This is a genomic window from Duganella rhizosphaerae (assembly GCF_040364205.1).
In the GTDB taxonomy this organism is placed as follows: Bacteria; Pseudomonadota; Gammaproteobacteria; order Burkholderiales; family Burkholderiaceae_D; genus Rugamonas; species Rugamonas rhizosphaerae.
On sequence record NZ_BPWK01000004.1, the window covers coordinates 1 to 20456 of the forward strand.

Below are 20456 nucleotides of genomic sequence, written 5' to 3' on the forward strand. Positions count from 1 at the left end.
CTGAACAAGCCACGTTGCAAATTTGCCTCAGATGCGGCCAGCGCCGCCAGCCACTCGCTGCGGTAGCGCATTTGCACGGCGTTGCCGCCCGGTCCGAAATGGGCCAGCGCGCCGCCGTTGCTGGCGCCCACCGTGGGCGCGCTATTGGTGGCGCTACCGTTGGTGGCGTTGCCGCCCAGGCCGCCGGCCGCACCATTGCCGCCGGCGCTGTTGCCACCCAGGCCGCCGGTACCGGCGGCCGCGCCGCCCGTGGCCGCACCGCCAGTGCCGGCGCCGCCTGCGCCGCCGGTGCTGCCGGCGCTGTTGCCAGCGTTGTTGCCGATGTCATGCACGGTGTTGTTGCTGACGGTGCCAGTGAGGTTGCTGTTGGCGTTGGCGGACGAGGTGTTGTACGCATTGGTGAGCGACGAGGTGGCCGTGGCGCCGTTGTTGGCCGCCGCGGCGCCGATCTGGCTGGCCGCCGCGCCGCCGGTGCTGTTGTTATTGTTGTTCTTGTTGCTGCTGTCCTGGACCGCCGAAGCGTTGTCGTTCGCGTGGGCGCCGGCGCCGGATTGGGTCGTTGCCGTCGTCGGTGGCGTAGTGGTTTGCGCATACGCTGCACTTGCGCCAAACGCCAGCGCGATGGCCGCGCTGATCAGAGTTTTCTTCATAGCTGCTCCCTACCTAACAAGTTGTACGGTTGATTGAATGGTTGCCAGGGGACCGATCTCCCGGCCCCACCCTCTTCCGCAAGCTTGATGCCAGCACCGGCGCCGCGCGCGCAAACCGTTGAAAACAAGGGGGAATTCATGGCCGCCGCCAATCCGATGCCTACGCCGGCGCACACAGTACGGCGCTATACGTCACACCGATGTGACAGCGCGACAGCAGCGCCACGCCGCGCGCCCCAGCGCCAGCCGCTATTTCGACGGCGGCGCGGCGGTGTAACAGGCGCGCGACGGCGCCTCGATGCCGTGCTTGGCCAGAAGGCGATACAGCGTCATGCGCGAGACGCCGAGGTCGCGCGCGGCCAGCGTGATATTGCGGCCGGCCCGCTGCAGACTGGCGTCGATGGCGTCGCGCTCGGCGCGGATGCGGGCGTCGTCCAGCGGCGCGGCGATGCGCGACGCCGGTTCCACGTCCAGTCCCAGGTCATGCGGCAGGATCAGCCGTCCCTCGGCCATCACCATCGCCCGCCGCACGCGGTTGAGCAGCTCGCGCACATTGCCGGGCCAGTCGTAGTCGCGGATCGCCTGCGCCGCCCGCACGCTGAAGCCCTTGACGCGCGGCGCCCGCTCGCTGGAATACACGTGGAAAAAATGTTCGGCCAGCGGCAGCAGATCCTCGCGCCGCTCGCGCAGCGGCGGCACATCCAGCGCCAGCACGTTGAGCCGGTAGTACAGGTCTTCGCGGAAGGCGCCGCGCGCCACCGCCTGCGCCAGGTTGACGTGCGAGGCCGCGATCACCCGCACGTCGACCGCGATACTGCGTGTGGAACCGAGACGGTAGATGGTCTTCTCCTGCAGGAAGCGCAGCAGATTGGCTTGCAGCTCCATCGGCAGATCGCCGATCTCGTCGAGGAAGATCGAGCCGCCCTGGGCCGTCTCGATCAGCCCGCGCTTCTCGCGCGCCGCGCCGGTAAAGGCGCCGCGCTCGTAGCCGAACAGTTCGGACTGGATCAGCGAGGCCGGAATCGCGCCGCAATTGATGGGCACGAATGGACCGTCGCGGCGCGGCGAATGCGCGTGCACGGCCTGCGCGGCCAGCTCCTTGCCGCTGCCGCTTTCGCCCCAGATCAGCACCGGCGCGCTGGCGCCCGCCACCTTGACGATCTGCCGCCGCAGCCTGACGATGGCGGCCGACTGTCCCGTCAGCGCGGGTTCCCGCTGGACCGGCCCGCGCCCCGCCGGCGCGCGGCGCAGCGCCGCCAGGCCAAGCGCATGGCCCAGCGTATGGCGCAGCCGCTGGGCGTCCAGCGGCCAGGTGTGAAAGTCGCCGCAGTGGTCGTGCACCAGCTGGCGCCAGGCCGGCGATTCCAGCGCCGGCGCATGCAGCACCGCCACCCAGTGCACATCCCAATGCTCGAGCAGGAAGCCATCCATCGCGGCGCACGACTGCTCGTCATGCGCCTCCACCAGCAGCACGCCCACCAGCGTGGGGCGCGCCTTCAACTGGCGGCGCGCCTCTGCCAGCGTCACCGCGCTGTATACTTCCCATCCCTCCACTGCGGCGTTGAGCGTGTCCGCCAAGGCGGGACACCCGAGTGCCAGGCAGAGTATGGTTTTTTTCGTCATCACCGTTGGACGGCAATGAATAAAAAAAGTTCAACCTTTCAATTTCAGCAAACACAAGCAGCTTGCCGCGCCCCCGGCGTCCGGATAGAATGCCTGCGCAGTTTTTTTGACGAGGGATATGCCAGCCTGTCAATAGTGAAAATAAGTTAAAAATAACGACGGGATCAACTACATGAGCGATTTTCAACTGAAGCCGGCGGATCTGCCGAGCTGGGGCCAGCGCACGGCCTTGCGCATCCTGGGCCTGTTCGGCTGGCGCATGCTGTTTCGCACACTGCCCGGCCCGCGCGGCATCTGCGTGATCTATCCCCATACGTCCAACTGGGATTTCATGGTCGGCCTGTTCGGCAAGTGGGCGCTGAACCTGCCGTTCCGCTGGCTGGCCAAGGACTCGCTGTTCAAATTGCCGCTGCTGGGCAAATGGTTCCGCGCGCTGGGCGGCGAGCCGGTCGAGCGCGGCACACCGAGCGGCACCATCAAGCTGCAGGCGCAACGCATGAACGCGGCCGACTGGTACTGGGTCGGCATCACGCCGGAAGGCACGCGCGGCTATCGTCCGAACTGGAAGAGCGGCTTCTACCATCTGGCGCTGGAGGCCAAGGTGCCGCTGGTGCTGGTGTATATCGACTATCCGAACAAGACGCTGGGCCTGGTCGATCACGTATTCCTGACCGGCGACCAGGAGACCGACCTGGCCGCCATCCGCGCCGGCTTCGACGGCCACCAGGGCCTGTATCCCGCCAACGCGGCGCCCATCGTGCTGCAGGAACGCCGCACCGAAACGCGCGACCGAACCTAGGCGGTCGCCACCAGCATCACGCCGGTGGCGGCGATCGCGGCGCCGGCCAGCTTCAGCGCCAGCGCCGGGCTGACGCGGCCCAGCATCCTTCCCCCGCAGACCAGCAGCGCGCTGGCGGCCAGCAGGCCCATGGCGCTGGCCGCCTCAGGCAGTTCGTGGCCGTGCGCGTTGCCGTGCAAGAGCGCGAACGCGCCGACCATCAGCGCGCCCAGCGCCGCCGGCAGGCGCACCGCCACCGCGATCATCACCCCCATCAAGGCCACCGTCAGCGCGATGCCGGTTTCCAGTCCGGGTATCGCCAGCCCCGCCACGCCGGTCAGCACGCCGAACAGCATCATGCCGACGAAGGTCGCCGGCAGCCACTGCGCGTTGGACTGGCGCGCGCTCCAGATCCCCACCGCCAGCATCGCCAGCAAGTGATCGAGGCCGGTGAACGGGTGGACGAAGCCGTCGAAAAAGCCGTGCGTGTGCGCGCCGCCCGTTTGCGGGTGGGCCGACGCGGCGGCGCAGACCAGTACCAGTGCGGCTGCCGCCGCGATGCGTTGCGTCTTCATAGGATTTCCTTTGCAAAGTGAGGAGTTTGTCCGAGCAGGCCTTGCTCGCGGATGAAATCGATGACGGCGGCCACGCCGTCGCCGCTGCGCAGATTGGTGAACACGAACGGCCGCGCGCCGCGCTGCTGTTTGGCGTCGCGCGCCATCACCTCGAGATCGGCGCCGACGTGCGGCGCCAGGTCGGTCTTGTTGATAATCAGCAGATCGGAACGGGTGATGCCGGGACCGCCCTTGCGCGGGATCTTCTCGCCGCCGGCCACGTCGATCACGTAGATCGTCAGGTCCGACAGCTCCGGGCTGAAGGTGGCGGCCAGGTTGTCGCCGCCCGATTCCACCAGGATCAGGTCAAGATTGGGGAAGTCGGCCTGCATGCGCGCGATCGCTTCGAGGTTGATCGACGCGTCTTCGCGGATCGCCGTGTGCGGACAGCCGCCGGTCTCCACGCCCATCAGTCGCTCGGCCGGCAGCGCGTCGGCGCGCAGCAGGATCTCCATGTCTTCCTTGGTGTAGATGTCGTTGGTGATGACGGCCATGTCGAATTGATCGCGCATGCCTTTGCACAGCATCTCGCACAAGGCGGTCTTGCCGGAGCCGACCGGGCCGCCGATGCCGACGCGCAGGGGATTGGAAGTTGGTGTCATGATGTGTCTCTCTTTAAGATCGGTATAAACGGCTGTACTGCACTTCATGTTGCATCGACAGCAGCGACAGGCCGGGGGCCCAGTTGCTCATGTCGTCGTCGGCGACGGTTTGCGCGTGGCGGGCGGCGGCTTCGATATCCGCCCGTAGCGACAGCAAGATGCGCTGGCCCGCCACCTGCCCCAGCGGCACGGATTTGACGCAGACCAGCACCTGGTTCTCGGCCCACGCGAACAGCATCGCCAGCAAGGCGGCGTCGTGCGGGATGTCCAGCGCGGCGACGGCGCAGGCAAAGGCGGTCGGCAAGGCGACTTCCGGCTCGCCCTGCAGCTGCGCCAGCATCTCGGCGTCGACGAAGCCCAGCTCCGCCACCAGCTTGGTCAGCGAGTAGCCCATCTGGATGGTCTCGGCGCGGAACTCGGCGCTGTCGCGCGAGGCGATGAAGCGCTCGCTCCATTCGGCGGCGGCCTGCCAGTCGCGCCGCGACCAAGCTTGCATCAGGCGCCAGCACACCGGCGCCTCCCACTGCGCGACCACCTCGTGCAGATGGCGCAGTATCCAGGCGCGCGCGGTGTCGGCGTTGTGGACGATGCCGGTTTCCAGCGCCGCCTCCAGCCCCTGCGAATAGCTGTACGCGCCGATCGGCAGGGCCGGACTGGCGAATTGCAGGAGGTTGAGCAGCGCCGAGGCTTGCATCATGCGCTCATCATTTCGGATCGCCGGGACGGTGGATCTTCTGGCGCAGCGGGATCGGCGCCAGCGGACCGTCATGATGATGCGCATGCCCGCCGCCGTACGCGCCGGACTCCGGCTCGAAGGCGGCCTTCTCCTCCACCACCGTCGCGCCCAGCCCGGCCAGCATTTCCTTCAGCACCGCGTCCGCGCGGATGCGCAGGAAGCCGTCGCCTACCTGGGCCTGCGTGTGGCGGTTCCCCAGATGGAAAGCGCAGCGCAGCAAGGTGTGCGCATCGGCGCAGGTGATTTTGTAGGTCGGCTCCGGCGCGGCCACCACCTTGACCACGCGCTTGTCCTCGCCGGTCAGCAGGTCGCCATCGCGCAGCACGGTGCCGCGCACGGTGAACACGGCGACGTCCTCGCCGGTATCGAGCGTCGCCCGCAGGCGGCATTTTTCGCGCAGTTCGTATGGCAGCACCAGTTGCGCCGCGATGTTGTCCGCGCTCGGGATTTTAGTGTGCAGTGTCAGCATAGGTCGTCAAACTTCATCAGAATAAGAAGTAGCGCTGCGCCATCGGCAGCGTGGCCGCGGCTTCGCAGACCAGCAACTCGCCATCGGCGCGCACTTCATAGGTTTCGGGATCGACACTCATCTTCGGCGTGGCGCCGTTATGGATCATGTCGGACTTGCGCAGCGCGCGCATGTTTTTGGCGACGATCAGCGTCTTGTTCAACTTGAGCCGGTCGCCGATGCCGGCGTCGAACGCCGCCTGCGAGACAAAGGTGAACGACTTCTTCAAGCCGCCGCCGAAGGCGCCGAACATCATCCGGTAGTGCACCGGCTGCGGCGTCGGGATCGAGGCGTTCGGGTCGCCCATCTGCGCGGCGGCGATCATGCCGCCTTTTAAAATCGTCTGCGGCTTGACGCCGAAGAAGGCCGGCTTCCACAACACCAGGTCGGCGATCTTGCCCACTTCCAGCGAACCCACCGCGTGCGCGATGCCGTGCGTGATGGCCGGGTTGATCGTGTACTTGGCGATGTAGCGCTTGACGCGGAAGTTATCGTTGCGCGACGAATCCGGCGCCAGCGGCCCGCGCTGCACCTTCATCTTGTGCGCGGTCTGCCAGGTGCGCATCACCACTTCGCCGACCCGGCCCATGGCCTGCGAATCGGACGACATCATCGAGATCGCGCCAATGTCGTGCAGGATGTCCTCGGCCGCGATGGTCTCGCGGCGGATGCGCGATTCGGCGAAGGCCACGTCCTCGGCGATGGCCGCGTCGAGGTGATGGCACACCATCAGCATGTCCAGGTGCTCGTCGAGCGTATTGACGGTGAACGGGCGCGTGGGATTGGTCGACGACGGCAACACGTTCGATTCGCCCACCGCCGCGATGATGTCCGGCGCGTGGCCGCCGCCCGCGCCTTCGGTGTGGAAGGTGTGGATGGTGCGGTCCTTGAACGCGGCCAGGGTATCGGCCAGGTAGCCGCCTTCGTTCAGCGTATCGCTGTGGATGGCGACCTGCACGTCCATGCGGTCCGCCACGGACAGGCAGTTGTCGATGGCGGCCGGGGTGCTGCCCCAGTCCTCGTGCAGCTTCAGGCCGATGGCGCCGGCGCGCACCTGCTCTTCCAGCGGCTCCGGCAGCGAGACGTTGCCCTTGCCGAGGAAGCCCAGGTTCATCGGGAAGGCGTCGGCCGCGCCCAGCATCGCGTGCAGGTGCCAGGGCCCCGGCGTGCAGGTGGTGGCCGAGGTGCCGGCCGAGGGACCGGTGCCGCCGCCTATCATGGTGGTCACGCCGCTCATCAGCGCTTCCTCGATCTGCTGCGGGCAGATGAAGTGGATGTGCGTGTCGACCCCGCCGGCGGTGACGATCATGCCTTCGCCGGCGATGATCTCGGTGGCGCCGCCGATGGCCATCGTCACATTCGGCTGGATGTCAGGGTTGCCGGCCTTGCCGATGGCGGCGATCATGCCGCTCTTCAGGCCGATGTCGGCCTTGACGATGCCCCAGTGGTCGACGATCACCGCGTTGGTGATCACCGTGTCCATCACCTCGGCGGCCACGCGCTGCGACTGGCCCATGCCGTCGCGGATCACTTTGCCGCCGCCAAATTTGACTTCTTCGCCATAGGTGGCGTAATCGTGTTCGATTTCGATAAACAGTTCGGTGTCAGCCAGGCGGATGCGGTCCCCCTTGGTGGGGCCGAACATTTCCGAGTAGGCGCGGCGCGAGATTGTAGCCATATCAGCCCTTCGATGGATTGGGATCGAGCTTGCCCATGACTTTTCCATTGAAGCCGTAGACCTTTTGATCGCCGCCCAGCTTCACCAGTTCCACCGTGCGCTGCTGGCCCGGCTCGAAACGCACGGCGGTGCCGGCGGCGATATTCAGGCGCATGCCGTAGGCCTTCCAGCGCTCGAACTTGAGCTCCGTGTTGACTTCAAAAAAATGGAAATGCGAGCCGACCTGCACCGGCCGGTCGCCCTGGTTGGTCACCACGACGGTCGCGGTGGCACGGCCTTCATTGAGGCCGATCTCGCCCTCTTCGAGTATGTATTCGCCTGGGATCATGATGACCTCCTTTAGGGGATGGGGTTATGGACGGTCACCAGCTTGCTGCCGTCGGGGAACGTGGCTTCGACCTGGATGTCGGGGATCATTTCGGGTATGCCTTCCATGACGTCGGCGCGCGTGAGGATGCGGGTGCCCTCGGACATCAGCTGCGCCACGGTCTTGCCGTCGCGCGCACCTTCCATGATGGCGCAGGTGATCAGCGCCACCGCTTCCGGATAGTTCAGCTTCAGGCCGCGCGCGAGGCGGCGTTCCGCCACGATGCCGGCGGTGAAAATCAGCAGCTTGTCTTTTTCTCTTGGTGTCAGGTCCATGGTGTTTCTCAGGTTTAGCTTCAGGTTTGCCAGATGCGCGGCGTCACGGCCGCGCGCTCCAGCAGATGCGGGCGCAAACGGCGCCAGACGGTGAGCATCAGGCGGCGCGCGGTTTCGCTGTCGTCGCCCAGGTGGCGCGCGACCAGCACGCCCTTGGTTTGCGTGACGCCGAAGACGTGGTCGCCGTCGGCTTGAATATCGGCGCGGATCTCGCTCAGCACGGCGGCGCTGAGCGGCTTGCCGGCGGCGATCAGCGTGGCGCAGACGGTTTTGCCATTGAGCGCCAGCGGGCTGCCGAGGCGACCGCCCAGCATCGCGCCCTGCTCCCACCAGATCAACCGACCGTCGCGGCGGATGCTGCTGCGCTGGGTGACGGTGCCGGTGTCGAAGGTTTCGCCGGAGCCGCGCCGGCCCATGCAGAGGATCTCGCAGCCGATGTAGGTGGCGCCGGCCGCCAGTTCGACGTGCTGCTCCAGCACCACGTTAGCGGTATCAAAAAAGATGGTTTCTTGCGGCAGCCATTCGAGTGCGGCGCCTGCGCCCACGGTCAGGCGCACGCTCTGGCGCGACACCTTGCCGTTGGCCTTGTACCACTTGGCGGCGCCTGGCGTGGTGAGGAAGGCATGCGCCTGCGCGCCGACGCCGACCGTGATCGCCAGCTGGTCGCCGCCCACCACGCCACCAGGCGGATGGACCACGATGGCGTGGCACACCTTGGCGTCCTCCGGGTACAGCGCCTTCTGCACGCGCAGCGGGCCGTAGTGGCGATTGTCGAACAGCCGCGTGACGCCGCCGTCGTCGGCAAAACCGAGGGCGAGGCAGGCCTGCCATGCGCTAGGGCTGGCGGCGAGTTCTCTGGATGCGGTGGTATCGGGCATGAATGACGTAATGCAAGCGTCATGCCAGCTGAATGACGGGCTACATCGGCCGTAAGAACATTTTTCGCACCAAAGAGAGCCCCGCGCACCGCAATGGTGCGCAGGATGCCGACATCGCCTTTTACTTATGTTAATTTTGCATGTAAAATAAGCACCATTTTTATCGTTCAAGGACAGCAATGCGATTCACTACTTTTGCGGCCGCCGTGGCGGTTGCCCTGGCGCTGACGCCAGCCGCGCAAGCGAGCACCTTCGGTTCCAACCTGATCGCCAACGGCAATGCCGAAACCGGCAGCACTGCCGGCTGGGCCACCACGCCGGGTTTTGAAGTCGTCAACTACGGCGCTGCCGGCGGCTTCCCATCGCTTGCCGATCCAGGCCCTGCGAATCGCGGCACTTACTTCTTCGGCGGCGGCGTTTCGGCCAAGACCAGCGCCACCCAGACCATCGACCTGTCCGCATTGAGCGCGACGATCAACACCGGCGCCTCGCGCTTCGACCTGTCGGCCTGGCTGGGCGGCTACGACTCGCAGAACGACAACGCCGCACTGACCGCGACCTTCTTCGGCAGCGGCGGCGCGAAACTGTCCGAAGCCAGCATTGGTCCGGTCTCCAACGCCGACCGCGGCAACCAGATCGGCCTGCTGCTGCGCGACGCACAAGGCTACATCCCGGTCGGCACGCTCAACGTCGGCATCACGCTGACCATGACCCGCAACGCCGGTTCCTACAACGACGGCTACGCCGACAACCTGTCCTTCGCCGTGGCCGCCGCGCCGGTGCCGGAAGCCGACGCCTACGCCATGCTGCTGGCCGGCCTGGCCATGCTGGGCGTGGTCGCCAAGCGCAAGCAACGCAAAGCTCAAGCCTGATCTTTGCCTGACAATCAAGAGTACTTTGCGCCGCGCGGGCTGTTTGCGCGCGGCGTTCATCCCCATACTGTTCACTTCTCGATTTGATTAAGTGAGCACGACATGAAAGTATTCGTCACTGGCGCAGCAGGCTTCATCGGCGGTTCGATCGCAGCGGGACTGGTACGCGCGGGTCATCAGGTAACTGGCCTGGTACGCAAGCCGGAACAGCTGGAGGAACTGGCAAAAATCGGCGTGACCGGCGTGGTCGGCACCCTGAACGACCGCGATCTGCTGATCGCCCAGGCGCGGGCGGCGGACGCCGTCATCAACGCCGCCAGCAGCGACAACCGCGCCGCCGTCGAAGCCTTGGTCGACGCCCTGGCCGGCTCCGGCAAGGTATTCCTGCACACCAGCGGTTCCAGCATCGTCGGCGACGCCTCCGGCGGCGAAGGCACGGACCGCATCTACTTCGAAGACCAACTCCCCGCCCCCACCGCCGACAAGGCCGCGCGCGTCGCCATCGACGACCTGGTGCTGGCTGCCGCCGCCAAAGGCGTGCGCTCGGCGGTGCTGTGCAATACGCTGATCTACGGCCACGGTGCGCTGCCGCGCGACAGCGTGCAGCTGCCACGCCTGCTCAAGCAGGCCCGCAAGAGCGGCATCGTGCGCCACGTGGGGCGTGGCTTGAATATCTGGTCCAACGTCCACATCGACGACGTGGTCGACCTGTATCTGCTGGCGTTGGAGAAGACCGAAGCGGGCGCGTTCTATTTCGTCGAAAGCGGCGAGGCTTCGTTCCGCGACATGACTGCCGCCATCGCCCGCGCGCTGAACCTGGGCGAGCCGCAGGACTGGCCGCTGGAACAGGCCAAGGAAGAATGGGGTTATGAAATGGCCTCGTACGGCCTGGGCTCCAACAGCCGCGTGCGCGGACAACGGGCGCGCACGCAACTGGGCTGGAAGCCGCATCGCCCGCCAGTTCTGGACTGGATCGCGGGCGACATGCTGCGCGGCTAAGGCTTACTGTTTGGCCGGCGTCGGTGTCGGGACAGGAACAGGAACAGGCGCCGCCTTAGCACGTTGATAGACCTGCACCAGGTCACCGTTCGGCATGCCCGGAATCGGAACGATCTTGCCGTTGAAGGTGACCTTGCCGTTCCTGATGTCGATCGTCGAACGCAGTTCGCCTTTATCCATCACGGCGAAGCCCTCGTTCACCAGTTTGCCGATCACCAGGCCGGCGATGTTCTTGGCCGCCAGGTCGATCTGGCCGGCGCTGTTGGGCGCCGCAGCATCCACCTGCTTGCTCGCCATCAGGCGCGAGACGTCGTTCACCATCGCCACCGGCAGGCGCACGTCGAAGCGCGCGATGATCTTCTTGGCCAGCTCAATCGGCGCGTCGAAGTCGGCTTCCACCACCTTGTCGAAATCGACGCAGCCCTTGATCGACGCCGTGTTCCCGTGATACGCGGCGCTGATATCGTCGATCACCAGGCTGGCGCCGCTGGTCGCCATGCTCTTGCCGAACGACTTCATCGTCTTCAGCGTCACCTCGGTCTGGGCGTCGGCAGGCAAGCCGCTACCCTGTATTTTTTTTATTTCATGGTCAAGGTCCGCCAGCGCCTGCGCCGGCAGGTTCAGCACGTGCATGCCGAAATTGGCACGGTCGACACGGTCGCCGCCGAACACGATCGACTTGATCGAGAGGGCATAGCTCGCGTCGGCCTTCTTGCCGCGCAGCGCAACCCCGCCGTTGACGGCGATGTCCTCCAGTCGCGCGGTTTCCTTGAATTCGGAGCTACCCGGCGTAGTCCCTCGCACCGCCACCGCGCCCACCTTCATCCCGACGGTGCCGTACCAAAGGCCGTCCTTCGCGCGTGCCTGCTTCAGGTCCATGCTCATTTTCTCTATCGTCCCGCTGGCCGAGGCGCCGACAATGGACAAGGACGGCCAGGTCATGCTGGAATCGAGCGTGGTGCCGGCTTTATTAACGACGGACCTGGAATTGAGTTCGGCCCACGAAAACGCCACAGCACTTTCGTCCAGATAGGTGTGCGGCGCCAGCTTAGTCGTGTAAATGGCCTGTCCCTTCGGGCCGCTGGTACGCAGCACCGGTATCCCACGCTCGCTGCCGAATACTTCCTTCAGCTGGGCGCGCAGTTCGGGCGAAAACTCAAGTTTCGAAAGAATCTCCAGCCGCTTCACGGTGTCGGTCTCGCCGCCCATCGCCGCGTTGATTTCTTTGGCGGCGGCAGTGATGGCTTCGAAGAGGGCCGACTTGACCGGCTTGGCCGGCGCCGGCGACTGCGCCTGGGAAGGTGGTGCCTGCTCGATGGCCTGGATGGACGTATGCGCCAGCAAGGCGCCGGCGATGGCTACTGCGAGTATCGATTTTTTCAACGTGCTGCCCGAAGAGGATGGTTATCGTAGGGGCGCGATTCTACACACCCGGCACCGTGCGGAAATACACGCATTGTCACGTTCGAATTACAGATCGGTTAGCTCACATCCACTGTTGATTTTTAATTAAAATTCCGCTACCGTGTCGGCGGGGCGGATCCTTCAAGCCGGCCTGTCTTTGCCGCGTGCAGGGACAGCCTCTACGGGGCTACCCCGTGGGATATTGAATGCTCAGCACTTCGCCGCATGAGCCGCGTTGCGTTACCACGCAAGACAGCTCACGCATCACGAGACTCGTTGAAGGCTCTCCGCTCCTTTTCACTACGCATGAATATCGAAAAACTTACCGTGTTGGCGTTGGCCGACACGATGCTGGCATCGGACGGCAGCCTGCAAGGCTTGATCGCAGCGTGCGGCCGCGTGTTCGGTATGTCGCCGTTGTGGACGCCCACGCTCTGCGCCGCGCTCATCGAACGGACCGGCGAAAACTTCTATCGCTTCAGCCGGCACGAAATCGCCGGCATCCTTCTGCAGCTGCTCGGTCGCGGCGGTGGCGACGTCAATGACGACGACGAGGATGACGACGAGGATGGCGGCGACATCGCGGAGCAGGAGCGGCTGGAGCTGCCGGAAGTACGGCGCTATTGCATCGATCCGCCTATTCGCCCGCCCACGGCCGCATGGGTGGCCGCGCTCGCGCTGCCGCAACTGCCCACGCTCGGCGCCCTCGCCGCGTGGCTGGATGAACCGGTCGGCGCACTTGACTGGTTTGCCGATCAATGGCGCCTTGCCGGCGACAAGGAATCGCCCCTGCAGCATTACCACTACCGATGGGTGCCAAAACGCAGCGGCGGCCTGCGCCTGATCGAAATCCCCAAGGCGCGGCTTCGCCGTCTGCAGCAAAAGATACTGCGCCACATACTCGATCGACTGCCGCCGCATCCAGCCGCCCACGGCTTCCGGCGCGGACATTCCTGCGTCACGCACGCCGCACAGCACGCGGGCCGGCACGCCGTCATCCGCATGGACCTGAAGGATTTTTTCCCGAGCATACAGCTCGCGCGCATCCAGGCACTGTTTGAGAAACTGGACTACCCGCCCAAAGTCGCCGGAACGCTGGCCCGCATTTGCGTGAACCGCGCACCGCAGGGAATTTTTCGGGAAAAGCAAGAAGGCGCCACGGTCCAGTGGACCGAGCGTCAGGCCTTGAAGTCACCCCACCTGCCGCAAGGCTCCCCATGCTCGCCCGCGCTGGCCAATCTGTGCGCCTACCGGCTCGACCTGCGCCTGGAAGCGCTGGCGCAGTCGCTAGGCGCGACCTACAGCCGCTACGCCGACGACCTGGCATTTTCCGGCGATCGGGATTTTGCCCGCACTGCGGAACGCTTTCATATCCAGGTCGCCGCGATTGCGCTCGAAGAAGGCTTCCGCATCAACACCCGCAAGACGCGGCTGATGCGCGAAGGAACGCGCCAGCAGTTGACGGGCGTTGTGGTCAACGCCCGTCCCAACATCGCGCGCGATGAGTACGACAAGCTGAAAGCCATGCTGACCAACTGCGCGCGCCACGGCCCTGCGTCCCAGAACCACGATCGCCATCCCGACTTCCGCGCCTACCTGGCGGGCCGGATCTCTTTTGTGAAGATGGTCAATGCGAATCGCGCAGTCAAACTGCAACGGCTGTTGGAGGCCGTTGCGTGGTCCGGCTGACGATCGATCAGTCTAGTCCAGGTTGGGATACGGGCTCTTGCCGCCTTCCGCGATGAACAGGTCGATGCGCGCCTCCAGCACCGGCAGCGGCACGGAACCCAGTTGCAGCACCGTGTCGTGGAAGGCGCGGATGTCGAACTTGGTCCCCAGCGCCGCCTCGGCCTTCTTGCGCGCGTTGATGATGCTCATCTCGCCCAGATAGTAGGACAGCGCCTGGCCCGGCCACGAAATATAGCGGTCCACTTCCGTCTCGATCTCGTGGTCGGACAGCGCGGTGTTGTCGTGCAGGTAGTCCTGCGCCTGCTTGCGGGTCCAGCCCTTGCTGTGGATGCCCGTGTCGACCACCAGCCGCGACGCGCGCCAGGCCTGGTAGCTCAACATACCGAACACCTCGTACGGCGTTTCGTACATGCCCATCTCCACGCCCAGCCGCTCCGAATACAGCGCCCAGCCTTCGCCATACGCCGAGATGTAGGCGTTACGGAACGGCGGATGCCCCTTCTGCTCCATCGCCACCGGCATCTGGAACGCGTGACCCGGCGCCGATTCGTGCAGCGTCAGCGCCGGCATCGAATACAGCGCGCGCGCCGGCAGATTGTAGGTGTTGACCAGGTAGACGCCCGGACCGCCGCGGCCCGAGGTGTAGAACGGCGCCTGGTCGTCCGGCACCGGGATCACGGCGAAGCGGCGGCGCGGCAGGTAGCCGAAGTACTGGCCGACCTTGGCGTCGAACTTCTTGGCCACCCAGGCGGAGCGCATCAAGAGCTCTTCCGGCGTCTTGGCGTAGAAGCGCGAATCGGTGCGCAGGAATTGCAGGAAGGCCGGCAGGTCGCCTTCAAAGCCGGTCTGTTTGATTACATCGTGCATCTCGGCGCGGATCTTGGCCATTTCGCTCTGGCCGATCTGGTGGATCTGGTCCGCGCTCATCGTGGTGGTGGTGAACTCGACGATCTTCGACTGGTAGTAGGCTTTACCGTCAGGCAGGCTCTCGGCCGCCAGCGCCTCGCGCGCCTTCGGCACATACTCCTCGCGCATGAACTTGAGCAGCTTGGCATACGACGGCAGCACGTAGGCCTGGATCGCCTTCACGCCTTCCGCGCGCAGCGCTTCCTGCTGCGCCGCCGGCATCGTGGCCGGCATGCTCTTGAACGGGAAGTAGAACACCGTATCCTGCGGCGTCTTGGCGTCGGTGACGGAGGTGATCGACGAATCGCGGCCGATCAGCGTGACCTTGGGCGGCGTGAAGCCGCGCGCCAGGCCGGCGCGCATATTGTCCATCTCCTCGTTGAAGTAGCGCGGCGTCTCCGCCAGCTGCTTCAGATAGTCCCGGTACTGCTTTTCGTTGGTCAGCGGCTTGCGCGCGCCGGACGCCATATTGGACCAGAAGGCCGAATCGGCGTTCAGCGGCTTCTCGTATTCGCGGAACACCTGGCCGGCGATCAGCGCGGCGATCTGCGCCTTGTACACCTGGTAGTTGATGCGCTCCGGCGCCGACAGCTTGTCCTGCGAGATGCCGTCCAGCTTCTTCATCACGCCCTGCCAGTACGCCAACCGCTTGGCCTGGGTGGCGGCGTCGATGCGCGGCAGCGACGGCGAGACGCCGTTGTCGTCGTCTTCATCCTCTTCCTGTTTCTGGCTGATGCGCCATTTCCACTCCTGGGTGTAGATGGCTTTGAACTGCGCGTCGGCGGGACCGGGCTTGATGGCCGGCGCCGGATCGGCATGTGCGGCCACGGTGACGGTGGCTGCGGCTAACAGCATGCATGCGCCGGCGATGGCGGCGCTGAACTTCTTTTCCATAACACTCCAGGGGAAGGGTTGATTACATGTCCAACAGGTTACGGTGCTCGCGCAGCAGCGCGGTGAAGGCTTCGGCGCTGACGGGACGGCTGAAGAAGTAGCCCTGCATCTCGTCGCAACCGCGTTCGGTCAGGAACTGCACCTGCTCGCGGGTCTCGACGCCTTCCGCGATCACGCGCATGTTCAGGTTGTGCGCCAGCGAGATCACCGACAGCGCGATGGCGGCGTCGTTGGCGCTGGTGGTGACGTCGTCGACGAAGGATTTATCGATCTTCAGCACGTCGATCGGGAAGCGCTTCAGGTAGCTCAGGCTGGAATAGCCGGTGCCGAAGTCGTCCAGCGAGACGCTGACGCCGATGGCCTTCAGCCGGCGCAACGCCGCCACCGCCTTGTCCGGATCGCCCATCACCGTGCCTTCGGTGATTTCCAGGCCCAGGTACTCGGGCGCGACGCCGAACTTGCGCAGCGTGCTTTCCACATACGGTACCGTGGCGTCGTTGGCGAACTGTCCGGCCGCCAGGTTGACCGACACCTTGATGTCGCCCAGCCCCTGGTCGTGCCACACCTTGATTTGCGCGCACACGCTCTCCAGCACCCATTCGCCGATCGAGTTCACCAGCCCGTATTCCTCGGCCAGCGGGATGAAGCGGTTCGGCGGCACCTTGCCCAGCACCGCGTTATCCCAGCGCAGCAGCGCTTCCGCGCCCAGCATGGCGCCGGTCTTCAAACACATTTGCGGCTGGTAGTGCACCTCGAATTCGTCGCGCGCGATGGCGCCGCGCAGCTGGCCCTGGATCGCCAGCTTGTCGCGGATCTCGGCGTCCATGCGCTCGGTGAAGAAGGCGTAGTTGTCGCGGCCGATCTCCTTGGCGCGGAACAGCGCGGTGTCGCCGTTGCGCACCAGCTCATCGAAGCTGTCGCCGTCGGTCAGGCTGACGGCGATGCCGATGCTGGAGGTGACGGTGAGCTGCTGGCCGTCGATCATCAGCTCCTTGCGCAGGCCTCCCAGGATCTTCTGCGCCAGCGCCATCGTCGCGCCCAGCTGGGCGTCGTCCGGCACGATGATCTGGAATTCGTCGCCGCCCTGGCGCGTCACGATGTCGCCTTCGCGCACGGTCTCGGTCAGGAACTTCGACACCACCTGCAGCGCCTTGTCGCCGACGTCGTGGCCGTAGGAGTCGTTGATGCTCTTGAAACGGTCCAGGTCCAGGCACATGACGGCCACGCAGCGGTGCTCGCGCTTGGCCGCGGCCAGCGTCTGCTCGAAGCGCTGGCGCGCCAGCAGGCGGTTCGGCAGGCCGGTCAGGGCGTCGTGGTTGGACAGGAAATCGATCAGGTGCTGCTCGGCCTTGCGCTCGGTGAGGTCCATGAACACCGCCACGTGGTTGATCACGTGGCCCTGCTCGTCCTTGACCACCGAGGCGCTCAGCAGGCCGGGATAAGTGTCGCCGTTCTTGCGGCGCGCCAGGATCTCGCCCGACCAGTGGCCGGTCTTGACAATGGACTGCGCCATCAGCTCGAAGGACTTGGCGTCCGGTTCGCCGGCGTGCAGCAGCGCCACGCTCTGCCCCACCACCTCCTCCGCGCTGTAGCCGGAGATCTGGGTGAAGGCGGGATTGGTGGCGACGATGCGCGCATCGCGGTCGGTGACGACGATGGCGTCCTGGGTCGCCTCGAACACCTGGCTGGAAAGACGCATGAACTCTTCGTTGGCGCGGCGTTGCTCGATTTCCTTCTCCAGCGACGCGGCCAGCGCGGCCAGCTCGGTGGTGCGCTCGATCACGCGCTCCTCCAGCAGGGCGCGTTCGGCCGCCAGCGCCTGCTGGGCGCGGCCCAGCCGCACGTGGGCGTCGGTGCGGGCCAGGATTTCCTCGGCCTGGAACGGCTTGGCGATAAAGTCGACGGCGCCCAGCGCGAAGCCGCGCACCTTGTCGTCGGTGTCATGCTGGGCCGACAGGAAGATCACCGGCACCTGGTTCAGTTCCGGCGACGCTTTCAGGCGGCGGCACACCTCGAAACCGTCGATGCCGGGCATGCGGACGTCGAGCAGTATCAGTTCCGGCGGACGTGACTGCGCGGTCCACAGGGCCAGCTCGCCGTTGGGCGCCTGGCGCACGTAGTAGCCCGCTTCGGTCAGCAGGTCGCTCAGCAGTTTGAGCGAGGCCGGCGTGTCCTCCACGATCAGCACTTCGCCCTTGGTGTGTTGTTCCGACAAATCCCGATGCATGTAATGCTCTTTCGCCTGGTTTGCTGCCATGTTTGCCGCCACGTTTGCCGCCATATTTGCTGACACTATGATATACCCGTCAGGCTTGCGCTTCCAGCTCATTCCCCGCTTCGTCCAGCAAACCGCACAGCTGAGGATACTGGTGCAGCCGTATCATGTGCTCGATGCGTTCGACCACTTCGCCCAGCTCCAGCGGCAAGGGCGCCAATAACAGCGCCACGCGCGCCAGGTTCAGCTCCTGCAAGGCGGTTTTCAGCTGCTGGCGCAGCGCCGGCTCCAGCAAGCCCAGGTCGTCGCGCGACAGCGGCGGCGGCAGAGGCAGGCGCGCGCTGTGGTGGCGGCGCTGGAACTGCACCCCCAGCTGCTGCTCCAGCACCGCGTACAACTGCTCCTGTTCCACCGGCTTGCGCATGAATTCATCGGCGCCCGCGCCCAGCGCCTCCTCCCGCTCCTCGGCAAAGGCGGACGCGGTCAGCACCACCACCTTCGGCTGCGGGCCGGCGGCGTTGGCGCGGATCTGGCGCGTCGCGCTCAGGCCATCGAGCGCCGGCATGCGCCAGTCCATGAACACCAGGTCCGGCCGCCAGACGTCGACCATCGCCAGCGCCTGCGCGCCGTCGCCCACCACCGCCACCTCGAAGCCCAGCGGCTGCAGCAGGCTTTCCAGCAGCGCGCAGCCGTCGGCGTTGTCGTCGGCCACCAGGATGCGGCGGCCGCGCTGCGGCGGCGCCAGCGCGGCCACTTCATCGTCCTCGCCGTCGAACGGCACGCCGTCGGCCACCTGCACCGCGATGGCGAAACGGAAAGTGGCGCCGGCGCCGCGCGCCGATTGCACCGTCAGCTCGCCGCCCATCAGCTGCACGAATTCGCGCGAAATGGTCAGGCCCAGGCCCGTGCCTTCCTGCGCGCCGGGGCCTTCGGCCTGGATGAAGGGTTCGAAAATGCGCGCCTGGTCGGCCGGCGAGATGCCGGGGCCGTTGTCGATGACGGCGAATTCCAGCTCGCAGCGGCCGCCCTTGAGTACATTGCGCATGGCGCCGCGCACCCGCAGCGTGACCTTGCCCTGCCCCGTGAACTTGACGGCGTTCGACATCAGGTTGAGCAACACCTGGCGCAGCTTGGTGCCGTCCACGCGGGCGCCGGCGGGCAGACCGGCCGCGTCCAGTTCCAGCTCGACGCCGGTCTGTCCGGCGCGCATGCTGACCATGTCCATCACTTCCTGCAGCATGTCGTCCAGGCCCACCACCTCGGTTTGCAGGACGGCGCGGCCGGCCTCGATCTTGGACAGTTCCAGGATGTCGTTGATCAGCGTGAGCAGGTGCTGGCCGGAGCGGTGGATGATGGCCAGGTTGCGTTTTTCTTCCGGCAGCATGTTCTTGGAGTCCGCCATCAGGCGCGAGAAGCCGATCACGGAATTGAGCGGGGTGCGCAGCTCGTGGCTCATATTGGCCAGGAAGATGCTCTTGGCCTGGTTGGCGGCCTGCGCCTGCAACACAGCGACCGACAGCGCGTTGGTGCGCTCGGCCACCAGGTCTTCCAGGTGGATGCGGTGGCGGCGCAGCTCCTGCTCGGCCACGCGGCTGGCGGTGACGTCGTAGTTGACGCCGACCATGCGCGCCGGCTGGCCGTCGGCGTCGCGGAAGATCATGGCGTCGCCCTTGATGTGGTGCACCGAGCCGTCGGCCCAGACCACGCGGAACTCGACGTCGAATTCCGCCTGGCCGTTCAGCGCCTGGCGCAGCAGCGCCTCGGTCGGGATGGCGTCGTCCGGATGCATCATGCTGCGCCACAGTTCGAACGGCCGCTCCACCTTGCGGCCTTCGATGCCGTGCAGGCGGTACATCTGCTCGTCCCACACCACTTCGTCGCTGGGGATGTTCCAGTCCCAGATGCCGATCGCCGCCGCGCTGCTGGCGATTTGCAGCCGCTCCTCGCTGGCGTGCATGGCGACGTAGCGGCTGTCCATCAGCCGCACCATCTCGCGGATCGAGCCGTTCAGGGTTTTCAGTTCGCCGAAGAACCAGTCGCTGGGCGGCAAGGCGCCCGGATTCTGGCCGGCCTTGACGTTGGCGGCGTAGCGTTCGATGGTGGTCAGCGGCTTGAGGATCAGCTGCCACAGCAGCAGGTACAAGCTCAGCACCAGCGTCACGTCCAGCACGAAGATCATGCCGGCGATGGTGTACAGGCGCTGGCGCAGCTGCTCGATCAGGCCGGCCGGCGAGGCGTACACGGTGATGACGCCGATGTTCTGCCCGCCGGCGACGATGGCGCGCCGCTCGGACAGCAGCTCGGGATTATCCGGCATGCTGCTGGTGGCGATCAGCTGCGCCTGGTCGTTGCGGGTGATGATGAAGGGATGGTTACTGGCCACCGGCGCCACCGCGCTGGCGTACAGGTCGCGGTTGCTCAAGCCGCTCTTCATGATGGTGACGATCTGGGTCTCGTCGAAGTTCCAGGCCGGCAGCGCCACGGCGGCGGCCAGTTCCTCGGCGCTGTTGGCCAGCGTCTTGTGCAGCTGCTCCCAACGTTGGGCGCGCTCGACCTGGTAGAAGTACAGCGCAAAAGTAGTCAATACCAGCGTCACCACGGCGGTCAGCGTAACGCTGACGAACACGGCGATTGATACTCTTCCTGCGCGGCGAGCAAGTCGGTCCAACATCGGAAAACCATTCTTTGGGGTTAATCTATGGGGCGTCGACTTAAATCATAGGAGTAAACCGACCTGAAGTCCATGCATTTTATTGCCCAAAAGGATT

General features: G+C 65.6%; 17 protein-coding genes and 1 pseudogene. 4 read left to right on the plus strand and 14 right to left on the minus strand.

What is annotated here, in order from left to right; translation table 11 throughout:
- Both RUGAMON1_RS09830 and RUGAMON1_RS09835 read right to left on the minus strand, forming a co-directional pair.
- Nucleotides 1-650: pseudogene (locus RUGAMON1_RS09830) on the minus strand (hypothetical protein); the annotation flags it as partial.
- A gap of 249 nt (nt 651-899) precedes the next feature.
- A complete protein-coding gene (locus RUGAMON1_RS09835) occupies nt 900-2273 on the minus strand; it encodes a sigma-54 dependent transcriptional regulator (RefSeq protein WP_445230340.1) in 1374 nt (457 codons plus the stop codon).
- 172 nt (nt 2274-2445) lie between these two features.
- Here RUGAMON1_RS09835 and RUGAMON1_RS09840 point away from each other — a divergent pair, with 172 nt between their 5' ends.
- On the plus strand, nt 2446-3072 hold the full coding sequence (locus tag RUGAMON1_RS09840; protein ID WP_445230341.1) for a 1-acyl-sn-glycerol-3-phosphate acyltransferase: 627 nt from the start codon (nt 2446-2448) through the stop codon (nt 3070-3072).
- Here the strand turns inward: RUGAMON1_RS09840 and RUGAMON1_RS09845 are convergent.
- Genes RUGAMON1_RS09845 through RUGAMON1_RS09880 form a run of 8 tightly spaced genes read right to left on the minus strand, consistent with a single transcriptional unit; the run spans nt 3069 to nt 8709 of the window.
- Complete coding sequence (locus RUGAMON1_RS09845) at nt 3069-3626, minus strand: HupE/UreJ family protein (RefSeq protein ID WP_445230342.1); 558 nt, start codon at nt 3624-3626, stop codon at nt 3069-3071. The two genes, RUGAMON1_RS09840 and RUGAMON1_RS09845, sit on opposite strands and share 4 nt — an antisense overlap.
- The gene (gene ureG / locus RUGAMON1_RS09850) at nt 3623-4267 is read right to left on the minus strand and encodes an urease accessory protein UreG (RefSeq protein WP_445230343.1); all 645 of its coding nucleotides are present in this window, start codon (nt 4265-4267) and stop codon (nt 3623-3625) included. Before ureG ends, RUGAMON1_RS09845 begins: the two co-directional genes overlap by 4 nt.
- 13 nt (nt 4268-4280) lie before the next feature.
- A complete protein-coding gene (locus tag RUGAMON1_RS09855) occupies nt 4281-4961 on the minus strand; it encodes an urease accessory protein UreF (protein WP_445230775.1) in 681 nt (226 codons plus the stop codon).
- A gap of 10 nt (nt 4962-4971) precedes the next feature.
- A complete protein-coding gene (gene ureE, locus RUGAMON1_RS09860) occupies nt 4972-5472 on the minus strand; it encodes an urease accessory protein UreE (protein ID WP_445230344.1) in 501 nt (166 codons plus the stop codon).
- 16 nt (nt 5473-5488) lie between these two features.
- The gene (ureC, locus tag RUGAMON1_RS09865; RefSeq protein ID WP_445230345.1) at nt 5489-7189 is read right to left on the minus strand and encodes an urease subunit alpha; all 1701 of its coding nucleotides are present in this window, start codon (nt 7187-7189) and stop codon (nt 5489-5491) included.
- A gap of 1 nt (nt 7190) precedes the next feature.
- The gene (locus RUGAMON1_RS09870; protein WP_332855761.1) at nt 7191-7517 is read right to left on the minus strand and encodes an urease subunit beta; all 327 of its coding nucleotides are present in this window, start codon (nt 7515-7517) and stop codon (nt 7191-7193) included.
- 11 nt (nt 7518-7528) lie between these two features.
- On the minus strand, nt 7529-7831 hold the full coding sequence (locus RUGAMON1_RS09875) for an urease subunit gamma (RefSeq protein ID WP_152807105.1): 303 nt from the start codon (nt 7829-7831) through the stop codon (nt 7529-7531).
- A 20-nt stretch (nt 7832-7851) separates the two neighbouring features.
- Nucleotides 7852-8709: an urease accessory protein UreD gene (locus tag RUGAMON1_RS09880; protein WP_445230346.1), complete on the minus strand. Its 858-nt coding sequence runs from the start codon at nt 8707-8709 to the stop codon at nt 7852-7854.
- Nucleotides 8710-8888: 179 nt separating this feature from the next.
- Here RUGAMON1_RS09880 and RUGAMON1_RS09885 point away from each other — a divergent pair, with 179 nt between their 5' ends.
- Both RUGAMON1_RS09885 and RUGAMON1_RS09890 read left to right on the plus strand, forming a co-directional pair.
- Nucleotides 8889-9581 (plus strand): PEP-CTERM sorting domain-containing protein, encoded by a 693-nt coding sequence (locus tag RUGAMON1_RS09885; protein ID WP_445230347.1) that lies wholly within the window; start codon nt 8889-8891, stop codon nt 9579-9581.
- Nucleotides 9582-9683: 102 nt separating this feature from the next.
- Entirely contained in the window at nt 9684-10580 is an 897-nt protein-coding gene (locus RUGAMON1_RS09890) for an NAD-dependent epimerase/dehydratase family protein (RefSeq protein ID WP_445230348.1), read from the plus strand.
- A 3-nt stretch (nt 10581-10583) separates the two neighbouring features.
- Here the strand turns inward: RUGAMON1_RS09890 and RUGAMON1_RS09895 are convergent, their stop codons facing one another.
- A complete protein-coding gene (locus RUGAMON1_RS09895; RefSeq protein ID WP_445230349.1) occupies nt 10584-11963 on the minus strand; it encodes a DUF945 family protein in 1380 nt (459 codons plus the stop codon).
- Between the two features lie 327 nt (nt 11964-12290).
- Here RUGAMON1_RS09895 and RUGAMON1_RS09900 point away from each other — a divergent pair, with 327 nt between their 5' ends.
- Nucleotides 12291-13673: a reverse transcriptase family protein gene (locus tag RUGAMON1_RS09900; RefSeq protein WP_445230350.1), complete on the plus strand. Its 1383-nt coding sequence runs from the start codon at nt 12291-12293 to the stop codon at nt 13671-13673.
- A 12-nt stretch (nt 13674-13685) separates the two neighbouring features.
- Here the strand turns inward: RUGAMON1_RS09900 and RUGAMON1_RS09905 are convergent, their stop codons facing one another.
- From RUGAMON1_RS09905 to RUGAMON1_RS09915, 3 genes are all read right to left on the minus strand, one after another.
- Nucleotides 13686-15473 carry a DUF885 domain-containing protein gene (locus RUGAMON1_RS09905; RefSeq protein ID WP_445230351.1) on the minus strand — a complete coding sequence of 596 codons (1788 nt, stop codon included), beginning with the start codon at nt 15471-15473 and terminating at the stop codon, nt 13686-13688.
- A gap of 22 nt (nt 15474-15495) precedes the next feature.
- Nucleotides 15496-17700, minus strand: a complete 2205-nt coding sequence (locus tag RUGAMON1_RS09910) for a GGDEF/EAL domain-containing response regulator (RefSeq protein ID WP_445230352.1) — start codon at nt 17698-17700, stop codon at nt 15496-15498.
- A gap of 79 nt (nt 17701-17779) precedes the next feature.
- Nucleotides 17780-20314: an ATP-binding protein gene (locus RUGAMON1_RS09915; RefSeq protein WP_445230353.1), complete on the minus strand. Its 2535-nt coding sequence runs from the start codon at nt 20312-20314 to the stop codon at nt 17780-17782.
- Nucleotides 20315-20456: the final 142 nt, after the last annotated feature.

Coding starts and splice junctions, on each gene's coding strand:
- RUGAMON1_RS09835 (WP_445230340.1), bottom strand. CDS start 2,273: ATGACGAAAAAAACCATACTCTGCCTGGCACTCGGGTGTCCCGCCTTG.
- RUGAMON1_RS09840 (WP_445230341.1), top strand. CDS start 2,446: ATGAGCGATTTTCAACTGAAGCCGGCGGATCTGCCGAGCTGGGGCCAG.
- RUGAMON1_RS09845 (WP_445230342.1), bottom strand. CDS start 3,626: ATGAAGACGCAACGCATCGCGGCGGCAGCCGCACTGGTACTGGTCTGC.
- ureG (WP_445230343.1), bottom strand. CDS start 4,267: ATGACACCAACTTCCAATCCCCTGCGCGTCGGCATCGGCGGCCCGGTC.
- RUGAMON1_RS09855 (WP_445230775.1), bottom strand. CDS start 4,961: ATGCAAGCCTCGGCGCTGCTCAACCTCCTGCAATTCGCCAGTCCGGCC.
- ureE (WP_445230344.1), bottom strand. CDS start 5,472: ATGCTGACACTGCACACTAAAATCCCGAGCGCGGACAACATCGCGGCG.
- ureC (WP_445230345.1), bottom strand. CDS start 7,189: ATGGCTACAATCTCGCGCCGCGCCTACTCGGAAATGTTCGGCCCCACC.
- RUGAMON1_RS09870 (WP_332855761.1), bottom strand. CDS start 7,517: ATGATCCCAGGCGAATACATACTCGAAGAGGGCGAGATCGGCCTCAAT.
- RUGAMON1_RS09875 (WP_152807105.1), bottom strand. CDS start 7,831: ATGGACCTGACACCAAGAGAAAAAGACAAGCTGCTGATTTTCACCGCC.
- RUGAMON1_RS09880 (WP_445230346.1), bottom strand. CDS start 8,709: ATGCCCGATACCACCGCATCCAGAGAACTCGCCGCCAGCCCTAGCGCA.
- RUGAMON1_RS09885 (WP_445230347.1), top strand. CDS start 8,889: ATGCGATTCACTACTTTTGCGGCCGCCGTGGCGGTTGCCCTGGCGCTG.
- RUGAMON1_RS09890 (WP_445230348.1), top strand. CDS start 9,684: ATGAAAGTATTCGTCACTGGCGCAGCAGGCTTCATCGGCGGTTCGATC.
- RUGAMON1_RS09900 (WP_445230350.1), top strand. CDS start 12,291: ATGAATATCGAAAAACTTACCGTGTTGGCGTTGGCCGACACGATGCTG.
- RUGAMON1_RS09905 (WP_445230351.1), bottom strand. CDS start 15,473: ATGGAAAAGAAGTTCAGCGCCGCCATCGCCGGCGCATGCATGCTGTTA.
- RUGAMON1_RS09910 (WP_445230352.1), bottom strand. CDS start 17,700: ATGCATCGGGATTTGTCGGAACAACACACCAAGGGCGAAGTGCTGATC.